The 22,916-nt window shown below is 39.9% G+C and carries 19 protein-coding genes and 1 tRNA gene; 18 read left to right on the top strand and 2 right to left on the bottom strand.

Translation table 11 applies throughout. The features are described from left to right. Positions 1-7: 7 nt before the first annotated feature. Genes B9A18_RS14590 through B9A18_RS14580 form a run of 3 tightly spaced genes read left to right on the top strand, consistent with a single transcriptional unit; the run spans position 8 to position 4,017 of the window. The gene (locus B9A18_RS14590; protein WP_084290059.1) at positions 8-1,450 is read left to right on the top strand and encodes a RagB/SusD family nutrient uptake outer membrane protein; all 1,443 of its coding nucleotides are present in this window, start codon (positions 8-10) and stop codon (positions 1,448-1,450) included. 42 nt (positions 1,451-1,492) lie between these two features. After that, positions 1,493-2,620, top strand: coding sequence for a TlpA disulfide reductase family protein (locus B9A18_RS14585; RefSeq protein WP_084290058.1), 1,128 nt, complete (start codon positions 1,493-1,495; stop codon positions 2,618-2,620). Between the two features lie 17 nt (positions 2,621-2,637). Beyond that, positions 2,638-4,017 carry a thioredoxin family protein gene (locus B9A18_RS14580; protein ID WP_084290057.1) on the top strand — a complete coding sequence of 460 codons (1,380 nt, stop codon included), beginning with the start codon at positions 2,638-2,640 and terminating at the stop codon, positions 4,015-4,017. Positions 4,018-4,100: 83 nt separating this feature from the next. Here the strand turns inward: B9A18_RS14580 and B9A18_RS14575 are convergent, their stop codons facing one another. Then, entirely contained in the window at positions 4,101-4,802 is a 702-nt protein-coding gene (locus B9A18_RS14575; protein ID WP_084290056.1) for an SMUG2 DNA glycosylase family protein, read from the bottom strand. Between the two features lie 356 nt (positions 4,803-5,158). On the opposite strand from B9A18_RS14575, the gene B9A18_RS14570 reads away from it, so the two are divergent. From B9A18_RS14570 to B9A18_RS14500, 15 genes are all read left to right on the top strand, one after another. Further along, the gene (locus tag B9A18_RS14570; RefSeq protein WP_084290055.1) at positions 5,159-7,252 is read left to right on the top strand and encodes a HEPN domain-containing protein; all 2,094 of its coding nucleotides are present in this window, start codon (positions 5,159-5,161) and stop codon (positions 7,250-7,252) included. Beyond that, complete coding sequence (gene cobA / locus B9A18_RS14565) at positions 7,249-8,034, top strand: uroporphyrinogen-III C-methyltransferase (protein ID WP_084290054.1); 786 nt, start codon at positions 7,249-7,251, stop codon at positions 8,032-8,034. The genes B9A18_RS14570 and cobA overlap by 4 nt, the downstream gene beginning before the upstream one ends. A 4-nt stretch (positions 8,035-8,038) precedes the next feature. Beyond that, the gene (locus tag B9A18_RS14560) at positions 8,039-8,629 is read left to right on the top strand and encodes a precorrin-2 dehydrogenase/sirohydrochlorin ferrochelatase family protein (protein ID WP_084290053.1); all 591 of its coding nucleotides are present in this window, start codon (positions 8,039-8,041) and stop codon (positions 8,627-8,629) included. Positions 8,630-8,631: 2 nt separating this feature from the next. Further along, a complete protein-coding gene (locus tag B9A18_RS14555; protein WP_084290052.1) occupies positions 8,632-9,336 on the top strand; it encodes a phosphoadenylyl-sulfate reductase in 705 nt (234 codons plus the stop codon). A gap of 11 nt (positions 9,337-9,347) precedes the next feature. Then, positions 9,348-10,253 (top strand): sulfate adenylyltransferase subunit CysD, encoded by a 906-nt coding sequence (gene cysD / locus B9A18_RS14550; protein WP_084290051.1) that lies wholly within the window; start codon positions 9,348-9,350, stop codon positions 10,251-10,253. A 37-nt stretch (positions 10,254-10,290) separates the two neighbouring features. Beyond that, positions 10,291-11,541: a sulfate adenylyltransferase subunit 1 gene (locus tag B9A18_RS14545; RefSeq protein ID WP_084290050.1), complete on the top strand. Its 1,251-nt coding sequence runs from the start codon at positions 10,291-10,293 to the stop codon at positions 11,539-11,541. A gap of 306 nt (positions 11,542-11,847) precedes the next feature. Beyond that, positions 11,848-13,275 carry a glycogen synthase gene (locus B9A18_RS14540; RefSeq protein WP_084290049.1) on the top strand — a complete coding sequence of 476 codons (1,428 nt, stop codon included), beginning with the start codon at positions 11,848-11,850 and terminating at the stop codon, positions 13,273-13,275. A gap of 11 nt (positions 13,276-13,286) precedes the next feature. Further along, positions 13,287-14,558 carry a glucose-1-phosphate adenylyltransferase gene (locus B9A18_RS14535; protein ID WP_084290048.1) on the top strand — a complete coding sequence of 424 codons (1,272 nt, stop codon included), beginning with the start codon at positions 13,287-13,289 and terminating at the stop codon, positions 14,556-14,558. A gap of 84 nt (positions 14,559-14,642) precedes the next feature. Next, positions 14,643-15,440, top strand: a complete 798-nt coding sequence (locus B9A18_RS14530) for an ABC transporter substrate-binding protein (protein WP_084290047.1) — start codon at positions 14,643-14,645, stop codon at positions 15,438-15,440. A gap of 243 nt (positions 15,441-15,683) precedes the next feature. Further along, positions 15,684-15,765, top strand: a tRNA-Leu gene (locus tag B9A18_RS14525). Between the two features lie 448 nt (positions 15,766-16,213). After that, positions 16,214-17,656 (top strand): Gfo/Idh/MocA family protein, encoded by a 1,443-nt coding sequence (locus tag B9A18_RS14520; RefSeq protein WP_084290046.1) that lies wholly within the window; start codon positions 16,214-16,216, stop codon positions 17,654-17,656. A gap of 261 nt (positions 17,657-17,917) precedes the next feature. Then, complete coding sequence (gene tig / locus B9A18_RS14515) at positions 17,918-19,264, top strand: trigger factor (RefSeq protein WP_084290045.1); 1,347 nt, start codon at positions 17,918-17,920, stop codon at positions 19,262-19,264. Positions 19,265-19,480: 216 nt separating this feature from the next. Then, positions 19,481-20,173, top strand: coding sequence for an ATP-dependent Clp endopeptidase proteolytic subunit ClpP (clpP, locus tag B9A18_RS14510; protein ID WP_084290044.1), 693 nt, complete (start codon positions 19,481-19,483; stop codon positions 20,171-20,173). 3 nt (positions 20,174-20,176) lie between these two features. Continuing rightward, positions 20,177-21,418, top strand: coding sequence for an ATP-dependent Clp protease ATP-binding subunit ClpX (clpX, locus tag B9A18_RS14505; protein WP_084290043.1), 1,242 nt, complete (start codon positions 20,177-20,179; stop codon positions 21,416-21,418). A 128-nt stretch (positions 21,419-21,546) separates the two neighbouring features. Next, positions 21,547-22,407, top strand: a complete 861-nt coding sequence (locus B9A18_RS14500) for an AMP nucleosidase (protein ID WP_084290042.1) — start codon at positions 21,547-21,549, stop codon at positions 22,405-22,407. Here B9A18_RS14500 and B9A18_RS14495 read toward each other — a convergent pair. Next, positions 22,404-22,904: a SixA phosphatase family protein gene (locus B9A18_RS14495; protein WP_084290041.1), complete on the bottom strand. Its 501-nt coding sequence runs from the start codon at positions 22,902-22,904 to the stop codon at positions 22,404-22,406. The two genes, B9A18_RS14500 and B9A18_RS14495, sit on opposite strands and share 4 nt — an antisense overlap. Between the last annotated feature and the right edge of the window lie 12 nt (positions 22,905-22,916).

The following is a 22,916-nucleotide window of genomic DNA, read 5'->3' as shown; positions in this document are numbered from 1 at the left end:
CACGGAAATGAAACAGATATATAAAAATATAAAGGGGACACTAGCCCTAGCGCTGTTGGTAACCATTATGGGATCCTGCAGAAAATCATTTCTTGAGGTCTCACCTAAAGGAAAACTGATTGCCCAGAAAGTATCGGATTATAATTTGCTACTCAGTAACCTTGATCTGGTTAATATAGGCGCTAACGCTCAGGTACCTATGGGGGATGAAGTTGTAGCAGCGGAACCTTATTTTAGTGGAGCTGAGCTAAAAACGCAGCGTCTTTTCCGTTGGGACGATATTACCTATGAACCCAATGAGAATGCGGCAGAATTGACTGTCCCATTGCAAAACATTTATATGTTCAATAAGATCATTAATGAGGTGCCCAATGCTACTGATGGAACCGAGCAGGAAAAGCTTTCTATCAAAGCCGAGGCCATGGCTGGAAGAGCATGGACATACTTTTTGTTGATCAATTACTTTGGTAAACCATATAATGAAGCTACCTCTGCCACGGATTTAGGCTTTCCAATTGTTAAGAATGCCGATGTTACAGAAACAAAATTCACAAGGGCCACAGTTAAGGAAATGTATGATTTTATTGTGAGCGACCTGGTTGCCGCTATTCCGAATTTACCATTAAAGACAACCCATCGCTTAAGAATGTCAAAAGCGGCAGGAGAAGGATTGTTAGGGAAAGTGTATGTGTTTATGGGTAAGTTTAATGAGGCTTTACCTCATTTAAATGCGGCATTAACGGATATCACAAATGCTGCAATCCCTGTCCGTCTTTATGATTACAACGTAACATTCGCAACGGGTGGAGCCTTTTTGCCTATTGGCCTTTTTGGACCTTCATATCCTACCATTCCCAATAATGAGGAAAATGTATTTGGTAAACAGGCCTTTAGTAACTGGACGTTTGCAAATAACGAATTTGTGGTTGATAAAAAGACAACTGATTTGTATGATCCCCTGGATTTGCGTTTGAAATTTTATTCAGCAAATGCTTATTCCGGTCCAGCATATCAGTCTGGGCTGTTAAGGAAAATTGGTCCGAACTCCATTCAATTTGGTGTGGTTGTACCTGATTTGTATTTGCTTAGGGCAGAGTGCAAAGCCAGAATAAATGACCTCGCGGGAGCTAAAGCAGATGTAGAAGTCTTACGTAAAAAGAGATTGCCGGGAACGAGCTCGGATGTTCCTACTGCCGTTGCAGGTCAGCAGTTGCCACTGCTTAAATTTATTATTGATGAGCGTATCCGCGAATTTGCTATGATGGGTTATCGTTGGTTTGACATGAGGCGGCTTTCAGTTGACCCGCTTTTTGGTGCTACAACTTTTACCCATACACTATATTCCGCAACCGGTAGTACCACAACCTTTACTTTCAGACCGGAAAGGTTTGTATTGCGTTTCCCTCAGAAAATCATCAATGAAAATCCGGGAATGCAAAACAATCCTTAATCATTAAACTATCAAGATTATTCATAAATAAAGTAAACAGATATGTTAAAAACATTAGTTACTGCAGCAATTGGCTTGTTGGCCTTTTCTGCAAATGCACAGCAGGGCTTTTCTATCAAAGGAAACATCACTGGTGCAAAAGACGGACAAAAAGTAATGATTAATTATAGCGCAGGCGAGAAAGCTGTTAAGGATTCTGCTATAATAAGAAACGGAAGCTTTTTGTTAAAAGGCAGGGTAAGCGACGTGACAAAGGCAAAAATCACTTTGAAAGATCTGAAAGAAGACAAGGGGCCAATGACCATGGAAAAAATGATGGCTATGGATGAGCAGGAATTCTTTCTGGAGAATAGAAGCTTTAGTCTTAACGGAGCAGATATTAAAACAGCGATGATTAAAGGTGGCGCAGCACAAGCCGATTATTTGGTGTTAAAATCTCAGTTAAAGCCACTTCAGGACAAGATGAAGCCCCTTAGCGAAAAAATGGGGCAATATTTTAAAGAGAAAAATGATAAAGCCAGGGATGAGCTCTTTCCTCAGTTACGCGCCATACGAGTGGAAATGACCAAAGTAGAAGATGACTTTATTCATCAGCATCCCGATTCGTATGTAAGTCTGGATTTGGTTAGCGGCAGAAGCGGAGTAATAGATCCGAAAAAGTTTGAACCATTCTTTAGTGCGTTAAGTCCGCGGATACGAAATTCAGTAAAAGGAAAAGACCTGGCCGCACGATTAAAGGCCGCAAAGAAAATAGATGTAGGTCAACCTGCGATGAATTTTGTTCAGAACAATACCGAAGGTCAGCCTGTCTCTTTGTCTTCATTAAAAGGTAAATATGTATTGGTTGATTTTTGGGCCAGCTGGTGTGGCCCCTGCAGGCAGGAAAATCCGAATGTGGTAAAGGCTTATCAAAAGTTTAAAGACAAAAACTTCGAGATCATTGCGGTTTCTCTGGATGATAAAAAAGAGCCCTGGTTAAAAGCCATAGAGGTTGATGGTCTACCATGGATCCATGTGAGCGATTTAAAAGGCTGGAAAAATGCTGTTGCAACAGATTATGACGTGAAAGCCGTTCCTCAAAACTTTCTCGTTGGTCCTGATGGAATCATCCTGGCTAAAAACCTTCGTGGTGAAGACTTGGAGAAGGAATTAGGCAGATTGATTAAGTAAATTTCTAAAGAAACACAATGAAAAGATATTTTTTATTAAGCTACCTATTGTTGTTAACGGGTGCTTTATTTGCTCAGGGAATTAATTTTGATCACGGTACCTGGAAGGAAGTATTGGCAAAAGCCAAAGCTGAGGATAAACTGGTATTTGTTGATGTGTATACCAGTTGGTGCGGACCATGTAAAAAGATGGTCGCCGAGGTTTTCCCGCTGAAAGAGGTTGGAGATGTTTTTAATGCAAACTTTGTAAACTATAAGATTGATGCGGAGAAAGGTGAAGGTATAGCAATTGCAAAGCAATTTGGCGTGAAATCGTATCCTACTTACTTGTTTGTAAATGGGGATGGGGTGTTGGTATACCGTTCCGGAGGTTATAATCCTGGAAAAATATTCTTAAATGAAGCTGCTATAGCCATTAAAGAAAAACATGATCCAAAGCCTTTGGCGATGTGGGATGACGAGTATAGTGGTGGGAAAAGAGACAAAGCGTTTTTGATGGGATACCTGAAAAAAAGAGCTGTTGTTAAAGCGCCTAATGGTGAGATATTGGAGCAGGCATTTCCATTGCTGGGAAAAGAGGATCTTTCTAATAAGGAATTTTTGACCACGATATTGGCTTTTGACCCCAACATGACTTTTGTGCCGGGTGGAAAGTTTTATAGTTATGTGATCGAACATCATAAAGAGATTGACGGGCTCATCGGAAAAAGAGAAGGTTATGTCTTAAGTTTAATGGATGCCGGTATGCAACAGTATTTTACAAACGATATCATTAAAAATAATAAGGAACAAATGCTGCCTGTCATGTTGGCTTCTAAAAAGAAGGTAATGGAGTTAACGAAGCGTGATGAAATAGACGCGACCTTAAAAGGGCTGGTGATGAATTATTATAAGGGAACAAAAAATGCAAAAAAGTTGGTGCCTGCGGCTATAGATTATGTAAACAATGGTTTAATGAAATTGGATATTCCCGGTAAGATAGCTGCTGATAAAGAGGAATATCAGAAAAAAAGAGCACCTTATGTCACTGGTAAGGAAGACTCTACTAAGGTAGAAGGTTGGGCTTCCATGCAAAGGGTAATGGCAAAGCCTAGAATGCTTGATTTATCTTATAAATTACGTGATGCCGCACAGGCCATTTATGGAACTGTAGATGACCCTAAAATGTTGGCTCAAGCTCTTGAATGGGTGAAGTTGGCAGAAGGATATTTCCCCCATTTTTCTACTGAGGCAGTATATGCAGGCTTGCTTTTTAAAACAGGCAGGAAACAGGAAGCCGTAGAGATGATGATGAAAGCCAGTGAAGATGGTTTTATAAAAGGTGGAGACAAACAAAAATTATTGTTAAGTAATGTCTCGAAAATTAAAAACAGTGAAGCCCCGGAACAATTGTGGTGATTAGATTATGAGAAATAAATAAGGCAGGGTGCCCAGGATATGTTCTTGGGCACCCTGTCTTATTATTACTTCGAAAGACTGGTTTAGCTGCCCTTTATCGTACTAAACGCAGATAAATATTTGTCGATATAAAACTGCTTGTCGACACTTTTATATTGCATAATAAATCTGGGATGCTCCAGCGCAATGATCTTTTTAAAGAAATGATACTCGTCGTTTAGTTTACTCAGAAATTTCTCATTCTTACCAGTGCCAAAACAAAAACAGGTGTCGGTATTGATTCCCAAGTCTACCAGCTTGTTCAGACTTTCAATCATAAAGCCCTTAACCGAAGTGATCAGTGCTTTGCTGTCATAATAATTGTAATTCTTTTCTTTGCCATGTGCATCAACGGAAGTAAAACCAAGAGGGCAGGGTGAATTGATGTAGAAGTCTTTATAAAAAGCTTCCACACCACCATATGCTTCAATGATTTCATATACAAAGACTGAGGATGGTTCATGCGTTATTCTTCCTTCATATGGAATATGAAGTGCACTCTTTAGCCTTTTTGGGTCGGTAAATGGAATCCCTGTTAAGCCAGCCCCCAGTCTGCTCGGATTAATTCCTAAAATGATATGCCTGGAGTTATTGTCGTTATAGTATTTGTGATAGAAGCTTTCAACAATGTCCATCGTTTGTTCGAATTCTGTGAAAGGATTCATAATTCGTATACCAGCAGGTAAAGGCCCACCTGTGTAATGTAATTGTTTATTGAACCGGATTGCTTTATCTCCAAATGTCATAAGGTTAAAATAGGGAATTTTATGTGGTTAAGGAAAAAATGATGCCATAATTCTCGGTCAAAAAGTAAAACTGTCTATGCTGAAATTATTTTTTTAGGCTGGTTTTTTTATTTTTTAATCTGTATATTGTAAAATAATCGGCTGAAAATAAGTTATTTATGTGTTTCTTCAATAAATATGTACTACTATTCCTGTATACTTTATATATTTGCTTTATGAATACAATAAATAACAGCCCGATTTACCTGAACATGCATTGCATGTATAGGTAGGATTATGGACTGTTGAGATAAGATATTTGAAGCTTCTCCAGTCGAACAGACAGAGGAGCTTTTTTTTAAATAAGCCAAATAAGCATGCAAAGTTTTAGGACAGAGTTAGAGAACCCCATTGTAGAAAAAGACATCATTGATCTTGAAAAAAAGATCAGAGAATTTCGTGAAGGTAAAATTCATGATGAGAAATTTAGAAGTCTGCGTTTAGCACGTGGGGTTTACGGACAAAGACAGCCCGGTGTACAAATGGTGCGCATTAAATTGCCATTTGGAAAGGTAACTTTCAAACAGCTACTCCGTATATCTGATGTGTCGGACGAGTATGCAAGTAGAAACCTGCACCTTACCACCCGTCAGGATATCCAGATCCACTATGTGAGTTTGGACCGGACGCCACAAATGTGGGAAGAATTGCAGCGTGATGATGTTACGATCCGCGAAGCCTGTGGTAACACAGTCCGCAATGTGACCTCATCTCCTGATGCCGGTATCAACCCGAACGAACCATTCGATGTATCACCTTATGCACATGCTTTCTTTACCTACTTCTTACGCAACCCGATTTGCCAGGAAATGGGTAGAAAAATCAAGTTCTCCTTCTCTTCTGATGATAGGGACACTGCATATAGCTATATCCATGATCTTGGTTTTATTCCTAAAATAAACGAGCAAGGCGAGCGCGGTTTTAAAGTACTGCTTGGTGGTGGCTTAGGCGCTCAACCTTTTCTGGCCGAACTGGTTCATGAATTTTTACATGAAGATCAGATCATTCCTTATGCGGAATCGGTACTGAGGGTGTTCGATCGCTATGGCGAAAGGACAAACAGAAACAAAGCACGCTTAAAATATTTAGTTCAGAAACTTGGACTGGAAGAAGTATTGAGATTAATAGAAGAAGAACGTACGGCCAATAAATCGAAATCTTTTAAAATAGATCGTGATACTGTTCCGCAACCGCAAATTCCGGAATTGATTGATTACCCTGCTTTAGATGAGGTAATTAATAGCCTGGATTATAAACACTGGCATGCAACAAATGTAACTGCACAAAAGCAAGAAGGATTTTATGCCGTATACATTAAAGTAACCAAAGGCGATATTCCTACTGAACTTGCCCGTAAATTGGTTGATGCGATAAGCCCCTATGCTGCGGATGAAATCCGTGTTACGCAAAATCAGGGTTTAATGCTAAAGTTTGTGAGAGCAGCCGCATTGCCATCTTTATATGTAGCACTTAAAGAATTGGGTTTTGCAAAACCAGGTTTTGATGGTGTAGGTGATGTTACGACCTGCCCGGGTACAGATACCTGTAATCTGGGGATTTCTAACAGTATGTCGTTATCCGTTGCTTTAGAGGATGTGATTTATGAAGAATATCCTGAGCTGACCTATGATAAAGACATCAAAATTAAAATCAGTGGATGTATGAATTCATGTGGACAGCATGGTCTGGCACACATTGGTTTTCATGGTAGTTCAGTTAAAGCAAATGGCAAAGTAGTACCTGCAGTACAAGTCATGCTAGGTGGCGGTACAGTTGGTGATGGTACCGGAAGAGTAGCAGAGCGTGTAATTAAAGCACCATCTAAACGTGCAACAGATGTGTTAAGAACCATATTGAACGACTTTGGAGCAAATGCCGAAAAAGAGGAAAGCTTCCACCAGTATTACGACAGAAACGGTAAGGATTATTTCTACCAATTGTTAAAGCCATTGGCGGATTTAAGCAACCTGAAAGATGAAGAATTCGTTGATTGGGGCCATGAAGGAATATTTGTTCCTGCCATTGGGGTAGGTGAATGTGCTGGTGTGGTGATCGATCTGGTAGCAACTTTGCTACTTGAGTCTGAAGAAAAACTAGGTTGGGCAAATGCTTCTTTCGAAGCTGAAGCATGGTCTGACGCGATATACCATACCTACGCAGTATTTGTAGGCGCAGCTAAAGCGTTACTACTGGATAAAGGCGTAAACAGCAGTACGCAAATTGGAATCATCCGCGAGTTTGACAACAATTTTGTAGCCACAGGCGAAGTGGAACTGGAAGGTACATTTAACGACCTGGTACTGCAAATCAACAAAAATGAACCGACTAAAGAATTTGCAACAGCCTATTTATCTGCAGTTGAAAAATTCTATAATCAAATAAAAGCTAAAAGGGAGGAGCAATTTCAATGATCACTCAAATCAACAACAAAGAACCAAAAATAACATTGGTAGGTGCCGGTCCAGGGGATCCGGAATTAATCACCTTGAAAGGTGTAAATGCACTTAAAGCTGCTGATGTGGTTTTGTATGATGCATTGGTACACGAAAGTGTTTTAGATTATGCCAATCCAAATGCGATTAAGGTATATGTAGGTAAAAGATCGGGAGAACATTCTTACGGTCAGGATGCCATAAACAAACTGATGGTGGATTATGCATTGAACTTTGGCCATGTTGTCCGCTTAAAAGGCGGTGACCCATTTGTTTTTGGAAGAGGTTATGAAGAATTGGATTATGCCGCGGGTTATAGTATCCCGGTTACAGTAATCCCGGGCTTATCAAGTTCCATCTCTGTACCAGGCTTACAACAAATTCCGGTAACCCACCGCGGTTTAAGCGAAAGCTTTTGGGTGGTAACAGGTACCACAGCTTCCGGACAAATCTCAAATGACTTGTATGAAGCTGCAAGGTCTAAAGCCACTGTAGTGGTGTTGATGGGCTTGGGTAAACTAGAAGAAATTGTTAAATTGTTCCAGAATGAAGGTAAGCACCAATTACCGGTAGCAGCCATCCAAAGTGGTTCAACTGAAAATGAAAAATTGGCCATCGGCATAGTTGATACTATCGTTGAACTGGTAGAGGAGAAAAAAATTAAAGCTCCTGCATTGCTCATATTTGGTGAGGTAGTTTCTTTGCATCCTTCGTTTCAGCCGATTAAAGATTTTTACAAAGCATTAAACGAAGAATTTTAGAACAATGGAAGGCAATCAATTATTTCCGGTTTTTATTAAGCTAAATGAACTGCACACGCTGGTTATAGGGGCTGGTCCGGTAGGTTTAGAAAAATTGACAGCATTGCTGAACAATAGCAATCATGCCCGGATTACTGTGGTTGCCGAAACCATTATTCAGGAGGTTAGAGATTTGGCCACGCGTTATCCGGCAGTGAGCATTTTGCAAAAAAGCTTTGAGCCTGCTGATCTGGATGGTGTCAACTTTGTAATTGCCGCCACAAATAATAATGTCCTGAATGAACAGGTAAAACTGGAAGCAAATAAGCGTGGATTGCTGGTAAACGTTGCTGATAAGCCTGAACTCTGTGATTTTTATCTTGGATCTGTTGTTCAGAAAGGCGATTTGAAGATTGCCATATCAACAAATGGTAAATCGCCAACCATCGCTAAAAGATTAAAAGAAGTGCTTAATGATAGTCTGCCGAACGGATTAAACATTACGCTAAAGCAGATGCAGATATTAAGAAACATGCTGAAGGGCGACTTTAGTTCAAAAGTGCAAAGGTTAAATGAGGTGACGGAAATTTTGATGAAGCCTTTAGATAAAGAATAACAATGGAAGCGCAGTTAATAGAAATAGCGAAGAAAATTAAGGATCTGGATCCGGTACAGGCGTTGAAGTATTTTGCTGAAGCTTACCCGGGAAAGATTGTATTCTCGACTAGTTTTGGTTGGGAGGATCAGGTGATTACACACATGATCTTCGCTAATGATATCCCTATTGAGGTTTTTACATTGGAAACCGGACGCTTATTTCCGGAAACCTATTACGTGTGGAATAGAACATTAGAGATTTATAAAAAGCCAATAACCGCTTATTTCCCACAAGCTGAAGCTTTGCAGGAAATGGTGGCTAAAAAAGGACCAAGTAGTTTTTATGAGTCTGTAGAGAACAGAAAGGAATGCTGTGGAATCCGTAAAATGGAGCCATTAAGAAGAGCTTTAAAAGGCAATCAGCTATGGGTTACAGGAATCAGGTCTGAGCAATCGCTAAACCGTACAGATATGACTAATCTGGAATGGGATGAACAAAACCAGCTGATCAAATTCCACCCGATCTTTGACTGGTCGCTGGATGAAGTGAAAGCATATATTAAAGAAAACAATATCGTTTACAATACTTTACACGACAAAGGTTTCCCTAGCATAGGTTGCGCTCCCTGCACAAGGGCGGTACGCGAAGGTGAAGATTTCAGGGCTGGACGCTGGTGGTGGGAAGATCAATCGAAAAAGGAATGTGGTTTACATGCCACTAAATAATTGCATAGAACATGAGTAAATATAATTTAGATTATTTAGACGAATTAGAGGCCGAAGCCATTCATATTTTACGTGAAGTGGCAGGGCAATTTGAAAAGCCGGCCTTGTTGTTTTCGGGGGGGAAAGATTCTATTACCCTGGTACGTTTGGCAGAAAAAGCCTTCAGACCGGGTAAGTTTCCTTTTCCATTGGTACACATTGATACCGGTCATAATTTTCAGGAAACCATAGATTACCGTGATAAAATGGTAGAAAGACTGGGCGAAAAACTCATTGTTGGTAGCGTTCAGGAATCCATTGATCTGGGGAAAGTTGTGGAGCAAACCGGTAAAAGTGCCAGCAGAAATGCCTTGCAAACAGTAACACTATTGGATACCATCGCCCTGCATGGTTTCGACGCTTGTATTGGAGGAGCGAGAAGAGATGAAGAAAAAGCTCGTGCTAAAGAACGTATTTTCTCAGTAAGAGATGAATTCGGTCAATGGGACCCTAAACGTCAGCGCCCGGAATTATGGAACATCTACAATGGCAAGATTCATAAAGGTGAAAATGTAAGGGTATTCCCAATCAGTAACTGGACGGAGCTTGATGTGTGGAACTATATCAGAAGAGAAAAGATAGATCTGCCTTCTATTTATTTTGCGCATGACAGAGATGTAATTACGCGGAACGGACAATTGATGGCCGCTTCACCATTCTTAAATATGGATGATGAAGATGTGGTTGAACGTAAAAGAGTAAGGTTCCGTACAGTAGGCGACATGAGTTGTACTGCTGCGGTTGAATCGAACGCCGATCAGATAGATATCATCATCGAAGAAATCAGTGCTTCAAAAATTAGTGAACGTGGTGCCCGTATGGACGATAAAGTTTCGGAAGCTGCAATGGAGGACCGCAAAAAAGGCGGATATTTTTAACAACGGTCTTAGGATTTAGATTTTAGCATTTTATTACATGAATATATTAAAGTTTTTTACAGCCGGGAGTGTTGATGATGGTAAGAGCACACTTATAGGAAGGTTGTTGTACGATACAGATTCCATTCTTGCAGATCAGTTGGAAGCTTTACAGCAATCCAACCGTAAAAATGATGATGGAACAATTGACCTGGCCATTTTAACTGATGGCTTAAGGGCGGAGCGTGAACAGGGAATCACTATTGATGTGGCTTACAAATATTTCCAAACGGATAAACGTAAATTCATCATTGCCGATACCCCGGGTCATATTCAATATACCCGTAACATGGTTACCGGCGCTTCTACAGCTAAGTTGGCCATTATTTTAATTGACGCAAGGAATGGTGTTGTAGAACAAACCATCCGCCATTCATATCTGGTATCTTTACTGGGGATTGAACACGTAGTGGTGTGCTTAAATAAAATGGATATGGTTGATTACAGCGAAACGATGTTCAATGCCATCACCGAAAAATATAGAGCTCTTGCTGCTGAGCTTAACCTGAAAGATGTAAACTTCATTCCGGTTAGTGCTTTAAAAGGTGATAACGTGGTAAATGAATCTGAAAACATGCCATGGTATCATGGACGCAGCTTGTTACATTTCCTGGAGACAGTTGATGTAGAAACAGGAGCTGAGTCTGAATTATCTCGTATGCCTGTACAATGGGTGGTAAGACCGCAAACGGATGAACTGCACGATTATAGAGGTTATGCCGGTCGTATTTTAAGTGGAGAGTTTAATGTAAATGATAAGGTGACTGTTTTACCATCTGGAAGCAGCTCGGTTATTGAAAGAATAGAAATATTTGATCAGCGACCTGAAACAGTATTTGCTGGTCAGTCGGTAACGCTTCATTTAAAAGATAACATAGATATCAGCAGAGGTGATGTATTGGTTAATTCTGATCATTTGCCACAAAATTCTAAATTGATTGAAGCTGATGTCTGCTGGATGGATGCCCGTCCGCTTGATGAAAGCATTACCTATTTGCTGCAACACAACAGCAAAATAACAAAGTGTAAGATTCGTGAGATTGTTTATAAAGTGGATATCAATACACTGGAGAAACTGAATGCTCAGGATTTTAAATTGAACGATATTGGTCGCGTGGTTTTGAAAACTGCGGATGAGCTTGGGTTCGATTTGTACACTGAAAATAAAGCAAATGGTGCGGCTATTTTGATTGATAGCAGAACGAATTTAACGGTTGCTGCATTGATGTTTAGGGCTATTGCAGATTAGGTTCTGTTAAAGGCGTTTTAAAAAAACGTATATACTATTCGGAGGCTGCATTAAGTTTCGCTGAAAAAGCGAAAATTAACGCTAGGCCTCTTCATAGCATATACGTTTTTTTTTGGACACCTAATGAGTTGCTAAACCTGACTTTAATCGGTATTGTACTGAGTTTTTCGCTTTCCAAAAAAATGTTTATACCATGCATTTCTTTATAAGCATAAGGATCGCATTTTATTTTTATTTTATTTACACTAAATATTTGCTTTACGTATTCTAATCCCTATTTTGAGGTGCTTTTAAAACACTAAAAATATGGAGATTGTACACCTCAGTGCAGAATGCTATCCGATTGCTAAAGTTGGTGGTTTAGGTGATGTTGTAGGCGCCTTGCCAAAGTATCAAAACAAGCTCGGACATGTAGCTAAGGTGGTAATGCCTGCTTATCAAAACAAGTTTATACAGGAGAATGAGTTTGAGGTCGTTTATAACGGCTGGGGAAAACTGGGTTTTCAGACTTTTTCAGTAAAGATATTTCGTGAGCAAACCAATAAGCTTGGCTTCGATTTATTTCTGGTTCATATTGAGGGGTTATTGGATAGGGAAAATGTGTATGGTTATCATGACGATACAGAACGTTTTCTTGCCTTTGGTATAGCCGTACTCGATTGGATTGCACAGTGGGAGCATCGTCCGGATGTAATCCATTGTCACGACCATCATACCGGATTAATACCTTTTATGGCCGGTCATTGTCACCAGTTTAAAAATTTAAGTCAGATTCCTACGGTTTTAACCATACACAATGCGCAATATCAAGGGCAGTTTGGCTGGGATAAATTGCATTATATTCCGCCATTTGATTTATGGGAATCCGGAAAGTTAGACTGGCAGGGTTGTATTAATCCACTGGCTTCGGCGATAAAATGTGCCTGGAGGGTAACAACAGTTTCGCCAAGTTACCTGGATGAGATCAGCTTTAAGGCAAACGGACTGGAAGACTTACTGGCTCAGGAGCGTAGTAAATCGTTCGGTATTTTAAATGGAATTGATAATGACGTATGGAATCCACAAACGGATCCCATGCTGGAAAAGAAATATACACTCCGCACAGTTGATGCCGGAAAGAAAGCAAATAAAGAGGCCCTTTGTGCTACTTTTAACCTTGATCCGGAAAAGCCGCTGTTTACTTTTATTGGCAGACTGGTAGGTGAAAAGGGGGCCGACTTACTGCCGGATATATTTTATAATGCATTGATCACTTATAATAACGAAATCAATATATTGGTACTTGGCTCAGGTGATCCTCAGGTAGAAGGGCGGTTGTGGCAGTTAAAAGAAGTGTTCCCTGGAAATTACAATGTTTACATAGGTTATAATGAACAACTGTCGCATCAGATTTATGCAGGGGCAGATTTCCTGCTCATGCCCAGCCGGGTTGAACCTTGTGGCTTAAATCAGATGTACGCAATGAGATATGGTACTGTTCCGATTGTTAGAAGGATTGGTGGACTAAAAGATACAGTAATTGATATCGGAGATGATGGTTTTGGTATTTGTCATGATCAAACCAGTGTATGGGACGTGGGGCATGCTATAGGCCGTGCTTATGAACTATATACGGATGAAAAGGAAACATCTTCTGACGGAAAAAGAGTAAAAGAAATACGTAAGTTTATCATGCAGCTGGATCATTCGTGGGATAGGGCTGCGCAACAATATATAGATCTGTACCAAATATAAAATGAAAAACTATGACTGACAATGTATTGGGGGTGATTCTTGGCGGTGGCCAGGGGTCGAGGCTAGCGCCATTAACGCAAACACGCTCTAAACCAGCGGTACCAATAGGCGGAAAATACCGCCTTGTAGATATTCCAATCTCTAATTGCCTGAATTCCGGGATACACAGAATGTTTGTGCTAACCCAGTTCAACTCTGCTTCACTAAACAAACACATTAAAAACACTTATCATTTCAGTCATTTCAGCGGCGCTTTTGTGGATATCCTTGCCGCGGAGCAAACACCTGATAACCCTACCTGGTTTCAGGGAACAGCCGATGCTGTAAGGCAAACCATGCATCATTTACTAAACCATGAGTTTCAATATGCGTTGATCCTTTCGGGAGACCAGTTGTATCAGATGGATTTCAATAAAATGGTTCAGGAGCACATCAGTAAAGGAGCTGAAGTAAGTATTGCTACAATTCCGGTAACCGCAAAAGACGCGACCGATTTCGGTATCCTGAAGGTGAATGAAGAGAGTTTTATCACCTCATTTATTGAAAAACCTGCCGCCGAATTATTGGTTGATTGGTCGTCTGATACCGGACCTGAAATGCAGGCAGAGAACCGTAATTATCTTGCTTCAATGGGTATTTACATCTTTAACCGCGATTTGCTGATTAAAATTCTGTTGGATAATCCTGACGAGAAGGATTTTGGTAAAGAGATCATTCCAAGGGCAATGGCGCATAATAAAGTGCTCAGTTTTCAGTATGAAGGTTACTGGACGGATATAGGTACTATCGCTTCTTTTTTTGAAGCCAACCTGGGGCTTACTGATGATATCCCTAAATTTGATCTGTTCGACAGTCATCAAAGTATATTTACCCGACCAAGGATGCTGCCGCCATCAAAAATACTAGGTACTACCTTGAATAAGGCTGTGATTGCCGAAGGATGTATTTTACAGGCTTCAGAGATTAAACATGCTGTTATTGGTGTCCGATCGAGGATAGGAGTAGATACGGTAGTGGAGAATGCTTATATCATGGGCAGCGACAGGTACCAGACTTTGCAGGAAATTGAGGAAGAGAATGAGAAGGAAAAACCTTTGATCGGAATAGGCAAAAGATGTAGGATTGTAAATGCACTGGTAGATAAGAATTGCCGTATCGGGAACGATGTGAAAATAATCGGAGGAGATCATTTACCCGATGGCGATCATCAACTGTATACGGTTAGAGATGGAATTGTTGTCGTTAAAAAAGGAGCTGTTATTCCTAATGGAACAGTGATTTAAACAGTTTTAATAACTAAAATAGGATTGAGGATCAGAAAGCTATTTCTGATCCTTTTTTTATGGATTTGATGGTATCTTTGTCTTATGCAACGCAGTTTTACAGATCAGCTAGGTAATACCATTCAAATTAATTATCCTCCTAAAAGAATTATTTCTTTAGTTCCTTCTCAAACCGAACTGTTGTTTGATCTGGGGTTAGATCATGAAGTTGTTGGTCTGACTAAGTTTTGCATTCATCCAGTGGAGAAATTTGCAGGGCGCATAAAGGTAGGAGGGACCAAAAAGTTAAATATCGACCTGATCCGCAGTCTGGAACCTGATCTGATTATTGGCAATAAGGAGGAAAATGAGCAGGCTCAGATTGAGGAGCTGATGGATGAATTTCCGGTATGGATGAGTGATATTTATACGCTTGATGATGCTAAAAAAACGATAACTCAAATAGGGGAGTTGGTGGATAGGTCGCCGGAGGCTTCTTATTTAAATCATTTGATCCATGCAGGCTTCAATGATTTACAGACGCTGGCCTTACAGCGTGGGATTAACAAAACGGTGGCTTATTTGATTTGGAGGGAGCCTTACATGATGGCCGGCCGAAATACTTTTATAGATGATGTTTTAACGATCAATGGTTTGCAAAACGTCATCAAACAGAGTAGGTACCCGGAAATTGATTTGGATGCCTTAAAAGCCCTGAAACCCGATCTGATATTTCTTTCTTCTGAACCATACCCTTTTAAAGAAAAGCATTTGGAGGAAATTCGAAACGTGATTCCTGATGCTAAGGTGATGCTGGTTGATGGCGAGATGTTCTCCTGGTACGGCAGCAGGTTGGTTAAGGCTGTGCAATACCTGTTTCAATTACAAAAGGAATTATTGTAAAATTTCATCTTTCTGATCTGCGAACCTCGAAAATCTATTAAATCATAAAATGATTGGTGGAAAATACCTGAAAGAGGATTTTTTCCGGACTTGTAAACATGCCTTCGCAAATTATTTAAAAAATAATATTAAAATATTTTTACTGTAAACCAGTGTGTTAAGTTGGGTTAGTGAAAATAAATCAAAAACCTTTTTGACTTTTAAAAACTATCTCTATCTTTGCAATCCCAAAACAATCCAAATGCGGAAGTGGCGTAATTGGTAGCCGCACCAGACTTAGGATCTGGCGCTTCACGGCGTGGGGGTTCGAGTCCCTTCTTCCGCACATTGTTTAAAAGCAGCCCGAAAGGCTGCTTTTTTATTGTTTCTTAAATTTCGTAACTTACTGATTTACAGCGTCAAGATCAAATGTTGGCATCAATCTCAACTGTTGTGGAGGAGGGATTAAAGTATAGGATAAGTCTAGGTGTCCTTTGGCCAGCCTCTTAGTACGAAAGGAAGAAAAAAGGTAGATCAAAGGAGGATCATAGGAGATTCAATGGGTTAGCAGTCCTTTGAATGGCGTATTTAGGTCCTTTGATGGACCTAAATTTAAAACGGTGTAGTTGGAGGAAAGTAAACTAAATGCGTCAAAAGAGATACTGGCTAACCGCTTTTAATCAGGGTTGACAAAAGAGGCGCATATGATGTTTGAATTTTTTTAGTTCAATTGACCTGAAAGAATTATATTTATCCAAAACGCTGTTCCAGCTTTTAAGAACCACACCATAAACATGAAACCAAACAGAAGAAAATTTTTACAACAACTAGCCATTGGATCCGGAGCACTAACGCTTGGATTGCCGGCTCTTGTTCAGGCGAACAATGGAGGAGATTTAAATAATGCTATCGATGAGTCTTTGTCGGGGTCTTTAAATGGTAACAATTCTGCGCCCAGATTTAACATGAGTGGTTACGCTGCACCTAAAATTGATAAGGTGAAGGTTGGTGTAATCGGACTCGGTATGAGAGGTCCGGGTGCCGTAAGCCGATTGTCATTTATCGAAGGCGTAGAGATTAAAGCGCTTTGCGATAAATTGCCTGAAAGAGCAACTGCAGCGCAGAAATATCTGACTAAAAAAGGCTTGCCTAAGGCAAAGGAATATTCAGGAGAGAATGGCTGGAAAGAGATGATCGATAAGGAAGGTCTTGATCTGGTTTACATTTGCACGCCATGGGATTTGCATACACCTATGGCTGTATACGCCATGGAAAATGGTTGTCATGCTGCTACTGAAGTGCCTGCTGCCTTAACAATAGAAGATTGCTGGAAGCTGGTGGAGACCTCTGAAAAAACACGTAAGCATTGCATGATGCTGGAAAATTGCTGCTACGACTTCTTTGAGATGTTGACGCTAAACATGGTTCGTAATGGCATGTTTGGTGAACTGGTTCATGCAGAAGGTGCTTATAATCATGATTTGCTGGGCTTGAACTTCGACAAAAAGGGTTATCAGGATATGTGGAGATTGAAAGAAAATATTGATTTCAATGGGAATTTGTACCCTACTCACGGGCTTGGACCGATTGCTCAGTGTCTGAACATCAACAGAGGGGATAGGATGGATTACCTGGTTTCTGTATCAAGTAATGATTTTCTGATGGGGCCGGAGGCAGAGAAAAGAGCGCAAAAGGACGAGTTCTACAAGCAGTTTGTGGGTAGAAACTACCGTGGAAATATGAATACAACCACGATTAGAACGGTTAAAGGTAAGACGATGATGCTGCAGCACGATGTGTCTACACCAAGACCGTATTCCAGAATTCACGTGCTAAGTGGTACGAAAGCTTTTGCGAGTAAGTATCCTGAACCGGAGCGCATTGCTATTGGAGAAGAGTGGGTGAAAGATGCAGAATTAAAGAAGTTGTATGAGACTTATAGTCCACCAATTATAAAACATGTAGGTGAGATCGCTAAAAAGGTGGGCGGTCATGGTGGAATGGATTTTATCATGGATTGGCGCTTGATCGACTGTCTGCGTAATGGCTTGCCATTAGACCAGGATGTTTACGATGCTGCGGCCTGGAGTTGTATTATTCCGTTAAGTAAAAAATCTGTTTCTAAAAGATCATCGAGTATCGATATTCCTGATTTTACCAGAGGTGGCTGGGCGAATAATAAGCCTGTAAATTTAACACTTGATGGAGGTGGGAATACTACAGTAAGAAGTGTTTAGTGGCTAAAAATATCGTTTTTGCTGACCTCCGTATCTATTGATGCGGAGGTTTTTTTATGTCCTGGGAGTGCTGAAGTTCAGACATTTTATCGACATAATATTTTAAATTATAAGCTTTGAAATCAACAAAAAAGCATATATTTGCGCCCTCGAAAGGGAAATTTGAGCGGTAGATTGGGAGTCAATTCTTCCGCGGTAAACTTCCTCCGCGACACGGGGGATTTTTTGTATATAGACATTAATAATTATTGATTCAGAAAGATGAACATTACACAGGAAAAAATTAACGACTTAAACGCGGTTGTAAAAATTAAGATTGCGCCTGAAGATTATACTGAAAAGGTTGATAAATCTATAAAAGAACAAGCTAAAAAAGCAACCCTTCCAGGTTTTCGTAAAGGAATGGTTCCTGCAGCTCACATCAAAAAGATGTACGGTAGAAGCATCCTTGTAGAAGAAATCAACAATTTATTAAGTGAGACATTAAACAAGCACCTTACAGATAATAAAGTAGAAATCCTTGGTCAGCCTTTACCGGTAATGGATGATACTAAAGAATTCAAATGGGATAACACAGATGAGTTTGAATTTGATTATGAATTAGGTCTTGCTCCAGCAATCGATGTAAAGATCACTGCTAAAGATAAATTTACTCAATACGTGGTTAAAGCTGACGCAGAAACGCTTGCTGCACGTATTAAAAATATCCGTAAAAGCTATGGCAAAATGACAAACCCTGAAGTTTCGGCAGAAGAGGATGTACTTTATGCCGAATTAGCACAACTTTCTGCTGATGGTTCAGTTTTTGAAGGTGGAATCAACAGTACCGGTTCTATTCGTTTAGATCAGGTTACTGATAAAAAGATTTTAAAATCTTTAATCGGTTTAAAAAAGGATGATGTTGTAGAACTTGATGTTCAAAAAGCTTTTGATAAAAATGAGGTGATCATCGCCAAATTGTTAAACATCAGCGAAGAAGATGCTAAAGATCTACAGTCTAAATTCCAGGTAACGGTTAAAAATGTAAACCGTTTAGAGGAAGCTGATTTAAACCAGGAGTTCTTTGATAAATTGTTTGGTGCTGGTGTAGTAACTGATGAAGCTGGTTTTACAGCTAAAATCACTGAAGAAATCGAAAGCATGTTCAATCAGGATGCTGATCGCAAACTGCAAAATGATATGTACACTAAATTGATTGAAAGTGTAAATATCGAACTTCCTGATGCCTTCTTACGTAAGTGGTTAAAAGCTACTAACGAGAAATTAACTGAAGAAGAATTGGCTGAAGGTTATGACGATTTCGCTAAAAACCTGAAATGGACTTTAATCGAGAACAAATTGATTAAAGACAATAGCATCGAAATTAAATACGAAGATGTATTCCAAACTGCTAAACAACGTTTAGATGCTCAGTTTAGAATGTATAGCCCAACCCCGATGCCAGAAGATCAATTGGCTCAGTACACGGCTACTTTCCTGAAAGAGAAAGACAACGCAAACCGTATTTTCGATGAGGTTAAAGCTTTGAAAGTGTTTGATTACATTAAATCAGTGGCTACTTTAGACCAAAAAGAAATAGCTTATAACAAGTTTATTGAAATGAAATAAATGCTGTTTTATACAGCTTAAAGTTTAATTTTTATAAATTACAGATAAGGCGGCTTTTATTAAGGCCGCCTTATTTATATAAAAAGGAAACTCAAATTTTACAATACCACAATAAATTACCAATTTAGTTTTATTACTATTGGTGAAGAAAAACACATTATGGAGGTTTCGCAACCGAACAAAAATTCATAATGATTAAAATAACAATTATAAATCATGAAGATAGATAAAGACGAATTTAGAAAATACGCAGTTAAACATCACCGTATAAATGGTTTAAATGTTGACCGTTTTATAGGTGCTACTAACAATTCACCGAAAAGCATGACTCCTTACATCATTGAGGAACGTCAGCTTAATGTTGCTCAAATGGATGTGTTCTCACGTTTGATGATGGATCGTATCATCTTTTTAGGTGATGCCATTTATGATGGAAATGCAAATATTATTCAAGCTCAGTTATTGTTCTTACAATCAACTGATAGCAACAGAGATATTCAGATTTATATCAACTCACCGGGCGGATCTGTATATGCAGGCTTAGGTATCTATGATACTATGCAATACATCACTCCTGATGTGGCAACAATCTGTACTGGTATGGCAGCATCTATGGGTGCGGTTTTATTGGTTGCAGGTGCCAAAGGAAAACGCGCAGCGTTACCTCACTCACGTGTAATGATTCACCAGCCTTCGGGAGGTGCACAAGGTGTAGCTTCAGATATGGAGATCAACCTGAGAGAAATGCTTAAATTGAAAAAAGAATTGTACGATATTATTTCTAATCACTCCGGACAATCGTACGAGTGGGTAGAGAAAGCTTCAGACCGTGATTACTGGATGAAAGCGGATGAAGCGAAAAGCTTTGGAATGATTGATGAAGTGCTAGGTGCTAGCAACAAAGACTAAGAGATGGCTAAACAAAGTAAAGAATCCCGTTGTTCGTTTTGTGGCTCAGGTAAGCAGGATACTTTAATGCTTATTGAGGGTCTGGATGCATATATCTGTGATAAATGCGTTACCCAGGCTAATCAGCTGCTGGTGCAGGAATTGGGAAGTAAGAAATCAAAACCTTTAGATACTTCGGTTACCCTGTTGAAACCACAGGAAATCAAAGCGCATATTGATCAATATGTTATTGGTCAGGATGACGCTAAGAAGGTACTTTCTGTAGCGGTATATAACCACTACAAAAGGTTAAGTCAGAAGGTTGATAAAGTAGATGAAGTAGAGATCGAAAAATCAAACATCATGCTGGTAGGTGAAACTGGTACGGGTAAAACTTTATTGGCTAAAACGATTGCTAAAATTTTGCATGTACCTTTCTGTATTTGTGATGCTACGGTACTTACCGAAGCCGGATATGTTGGGGAAGATGTGGAGAGTATCCTTACCCGTTTATTGCAGGCTGCAGATTATGACGTAGCTTCTGCTGAGCGTGGAATTGTATACATCGATGAGGTGGATAAAGTAGCACGTAAAAGTGATAACCCTTCCATTACCCGTGATGTATCTGGTGAAGGTGTACAACAGGCCTTGCTGAAGATTTTAGAAGGTACGGTAGTGAATGTTCCACCTCAGGGCGGACGTAAGCATCCGGACCAGAAAATGATCCCTGTAAACACAAATAATATATTATTTATTTGCGGTGGTGCTTTTGATGGTATAGAACGTAAAATCGCCAACAGATTGCGCACGCAGGCAGTAGGTTATAAAGTTAAAAAAGATGATGCAGAGCTGGATCTGAAAAACTTGTATAAATACATCACTCCTCAGGATTTAAAATCATTTGGTTTAATACCTGAATTGATCGGACGTGTACCTGTTTTAACTCACCTTAACCCCTTGGATAAGCAAGCATTGCGTAACATCCTTACAGAGCCTAAAAACTCGTTGGTTCGTCAGTATGTGAAATTGTTCGACCTGGAGGATGTGAATCTTACCTTTAGTGATGAGGTTTTAGACTTTATCGTGGATAAAGCCATGGAATATAAACTTGGCGCACGTGGACTGAGGTCTATTTGTGAAGCCATTATGTTGGACGCCATGTTCGAGATTCCATCCGATACCAGCGTGAAGGAATTAAACATCACGCTCGATTATGCGATAGAGAAGTTTGAAAAAGCAGACTTTAAGAAATTAAAAGCTGCATAATGATTTAATCCCCGGTTTACCGGGGATTTTTTTTTATATTGTTATTTGAAGGGTGTTAAAAGAAATTAGGCATTCTGGCGGGTATGGGTGCTGTGATTTAGTATCTTGTATTATAGAAAGGAGCATATATGAACGAAGAAAAAGACGTAAAAAAAGAGGAGCAAGCTGGTAAAGAAAAGAAAATAGAAGAAGTTGAATCTCCTGTTAGAAAGGGTTTGAAATCTAAGGCGGAGATTGTTAAAAACTGGTTGCCGAGGTATACCGGAAGACCCTTAGAAGATTTTGGTCAATATATATTGCTGACAAATTTCAGTAAATATTTACAGATGTTCTCAGAATGGCATGATGACGTGCCAATTATGGGCCTGGATAAGCCGATGCAAAGTGCTACGGCTAATGGGATCACCATTATAAATTTTGGAATGGGAAGTCCACTTGCCGCAACTATGATGGATTTGCTTACAGCAATCAAGCCTAAAGCGGTGCTGTTTTTGGGCAAATGTGGCGGATTGAAAAAGAAGAACCAGCTGGGGGATTTAATCCTGCCTATTGCCGCTATTAGAGGGGAGGGGACATCAAATGACTATCTGCCTGCCGAAGTACCAGCATTACCGGCTTTTGCCTTACAGAAGGCGATATCAACTACCATACGTGATCATTCAAGAGATTATTGGACGGGAACCTGTTATACAACCAACCGCAGGGTGTGGGAGCATGATAAGGCTTTTAAAAAATACCTGAAAAGTTTGAGGGCAATGGCAGTGGATATGGAGACCGCAACCATTTTTACTACAGGCTTTGCTAATAAAATTCCAACTGGAGCATTATTACTGGTTTCAGATCAACCAATGATTCCGGAGGGGGTAAAGACTACAGAAAGCGATAGTAGTGTGACTTCCAAATATGTGGAAACACACCTTAAAATTGGTATCGACTCTTTGAAACAGTTAATCAACAACGGACTTACTGTAAAACACCTGCATTTTTAATCGTCCGTAAGACTTTTAGGATAATCAAAACGAAGAAGTGTACCTGTATGGCGACTTACGAGTTCCCAGTCGTCAACAGGGAATTCTATCAATACCGTAGCGCAGGTAGGGATGTTGTAAATATTCGCATCACTGAGGTAATTCGTGAAGTCTGTGAGACCCGGGTTATGCCCGAAAACAGCAATATAGTCGTACTTATTGTTAAACCCGTTTACAACGTTTAACAAAGCTTTCACATCTGCCTCATAAATTGAGGCATTTTCTTTTATCTGTTCCGGTGATTTTTTCCACGCTTGAGCAAAATGCTTGGCTGTGGTAATGGCTCTTAGTGCCGGACTACTTACCAGCTGCTGGGGGACAAGATCTTTTTGAACGAGTCTAGCCGCCATTTCTGGGGCATTTCTATGACCTCTCGGGTTTAAAGGCCTGTCAAAATCTGCTAGATGGGCATTTCCCCATTCCGATTTACCATGTCTAACCAATAGCAAGTGCTTCATATATGAGCGAAG

The organism is Pedobacter nyackensis, assembly GCF_900176505.1.
GTDB classification, from domain to species: domain Bacteria; phylum Bacteroidota; class Bacteroidia; order Sphingobacteriales; family Sphingobacteriaceae; genus Pedobacter; species Pedobacter nyackensis.
Note: the sequence above shows the minus strand (reverse complement) of the source record. Positions and strands in the feature narration are given on the sequence as shown.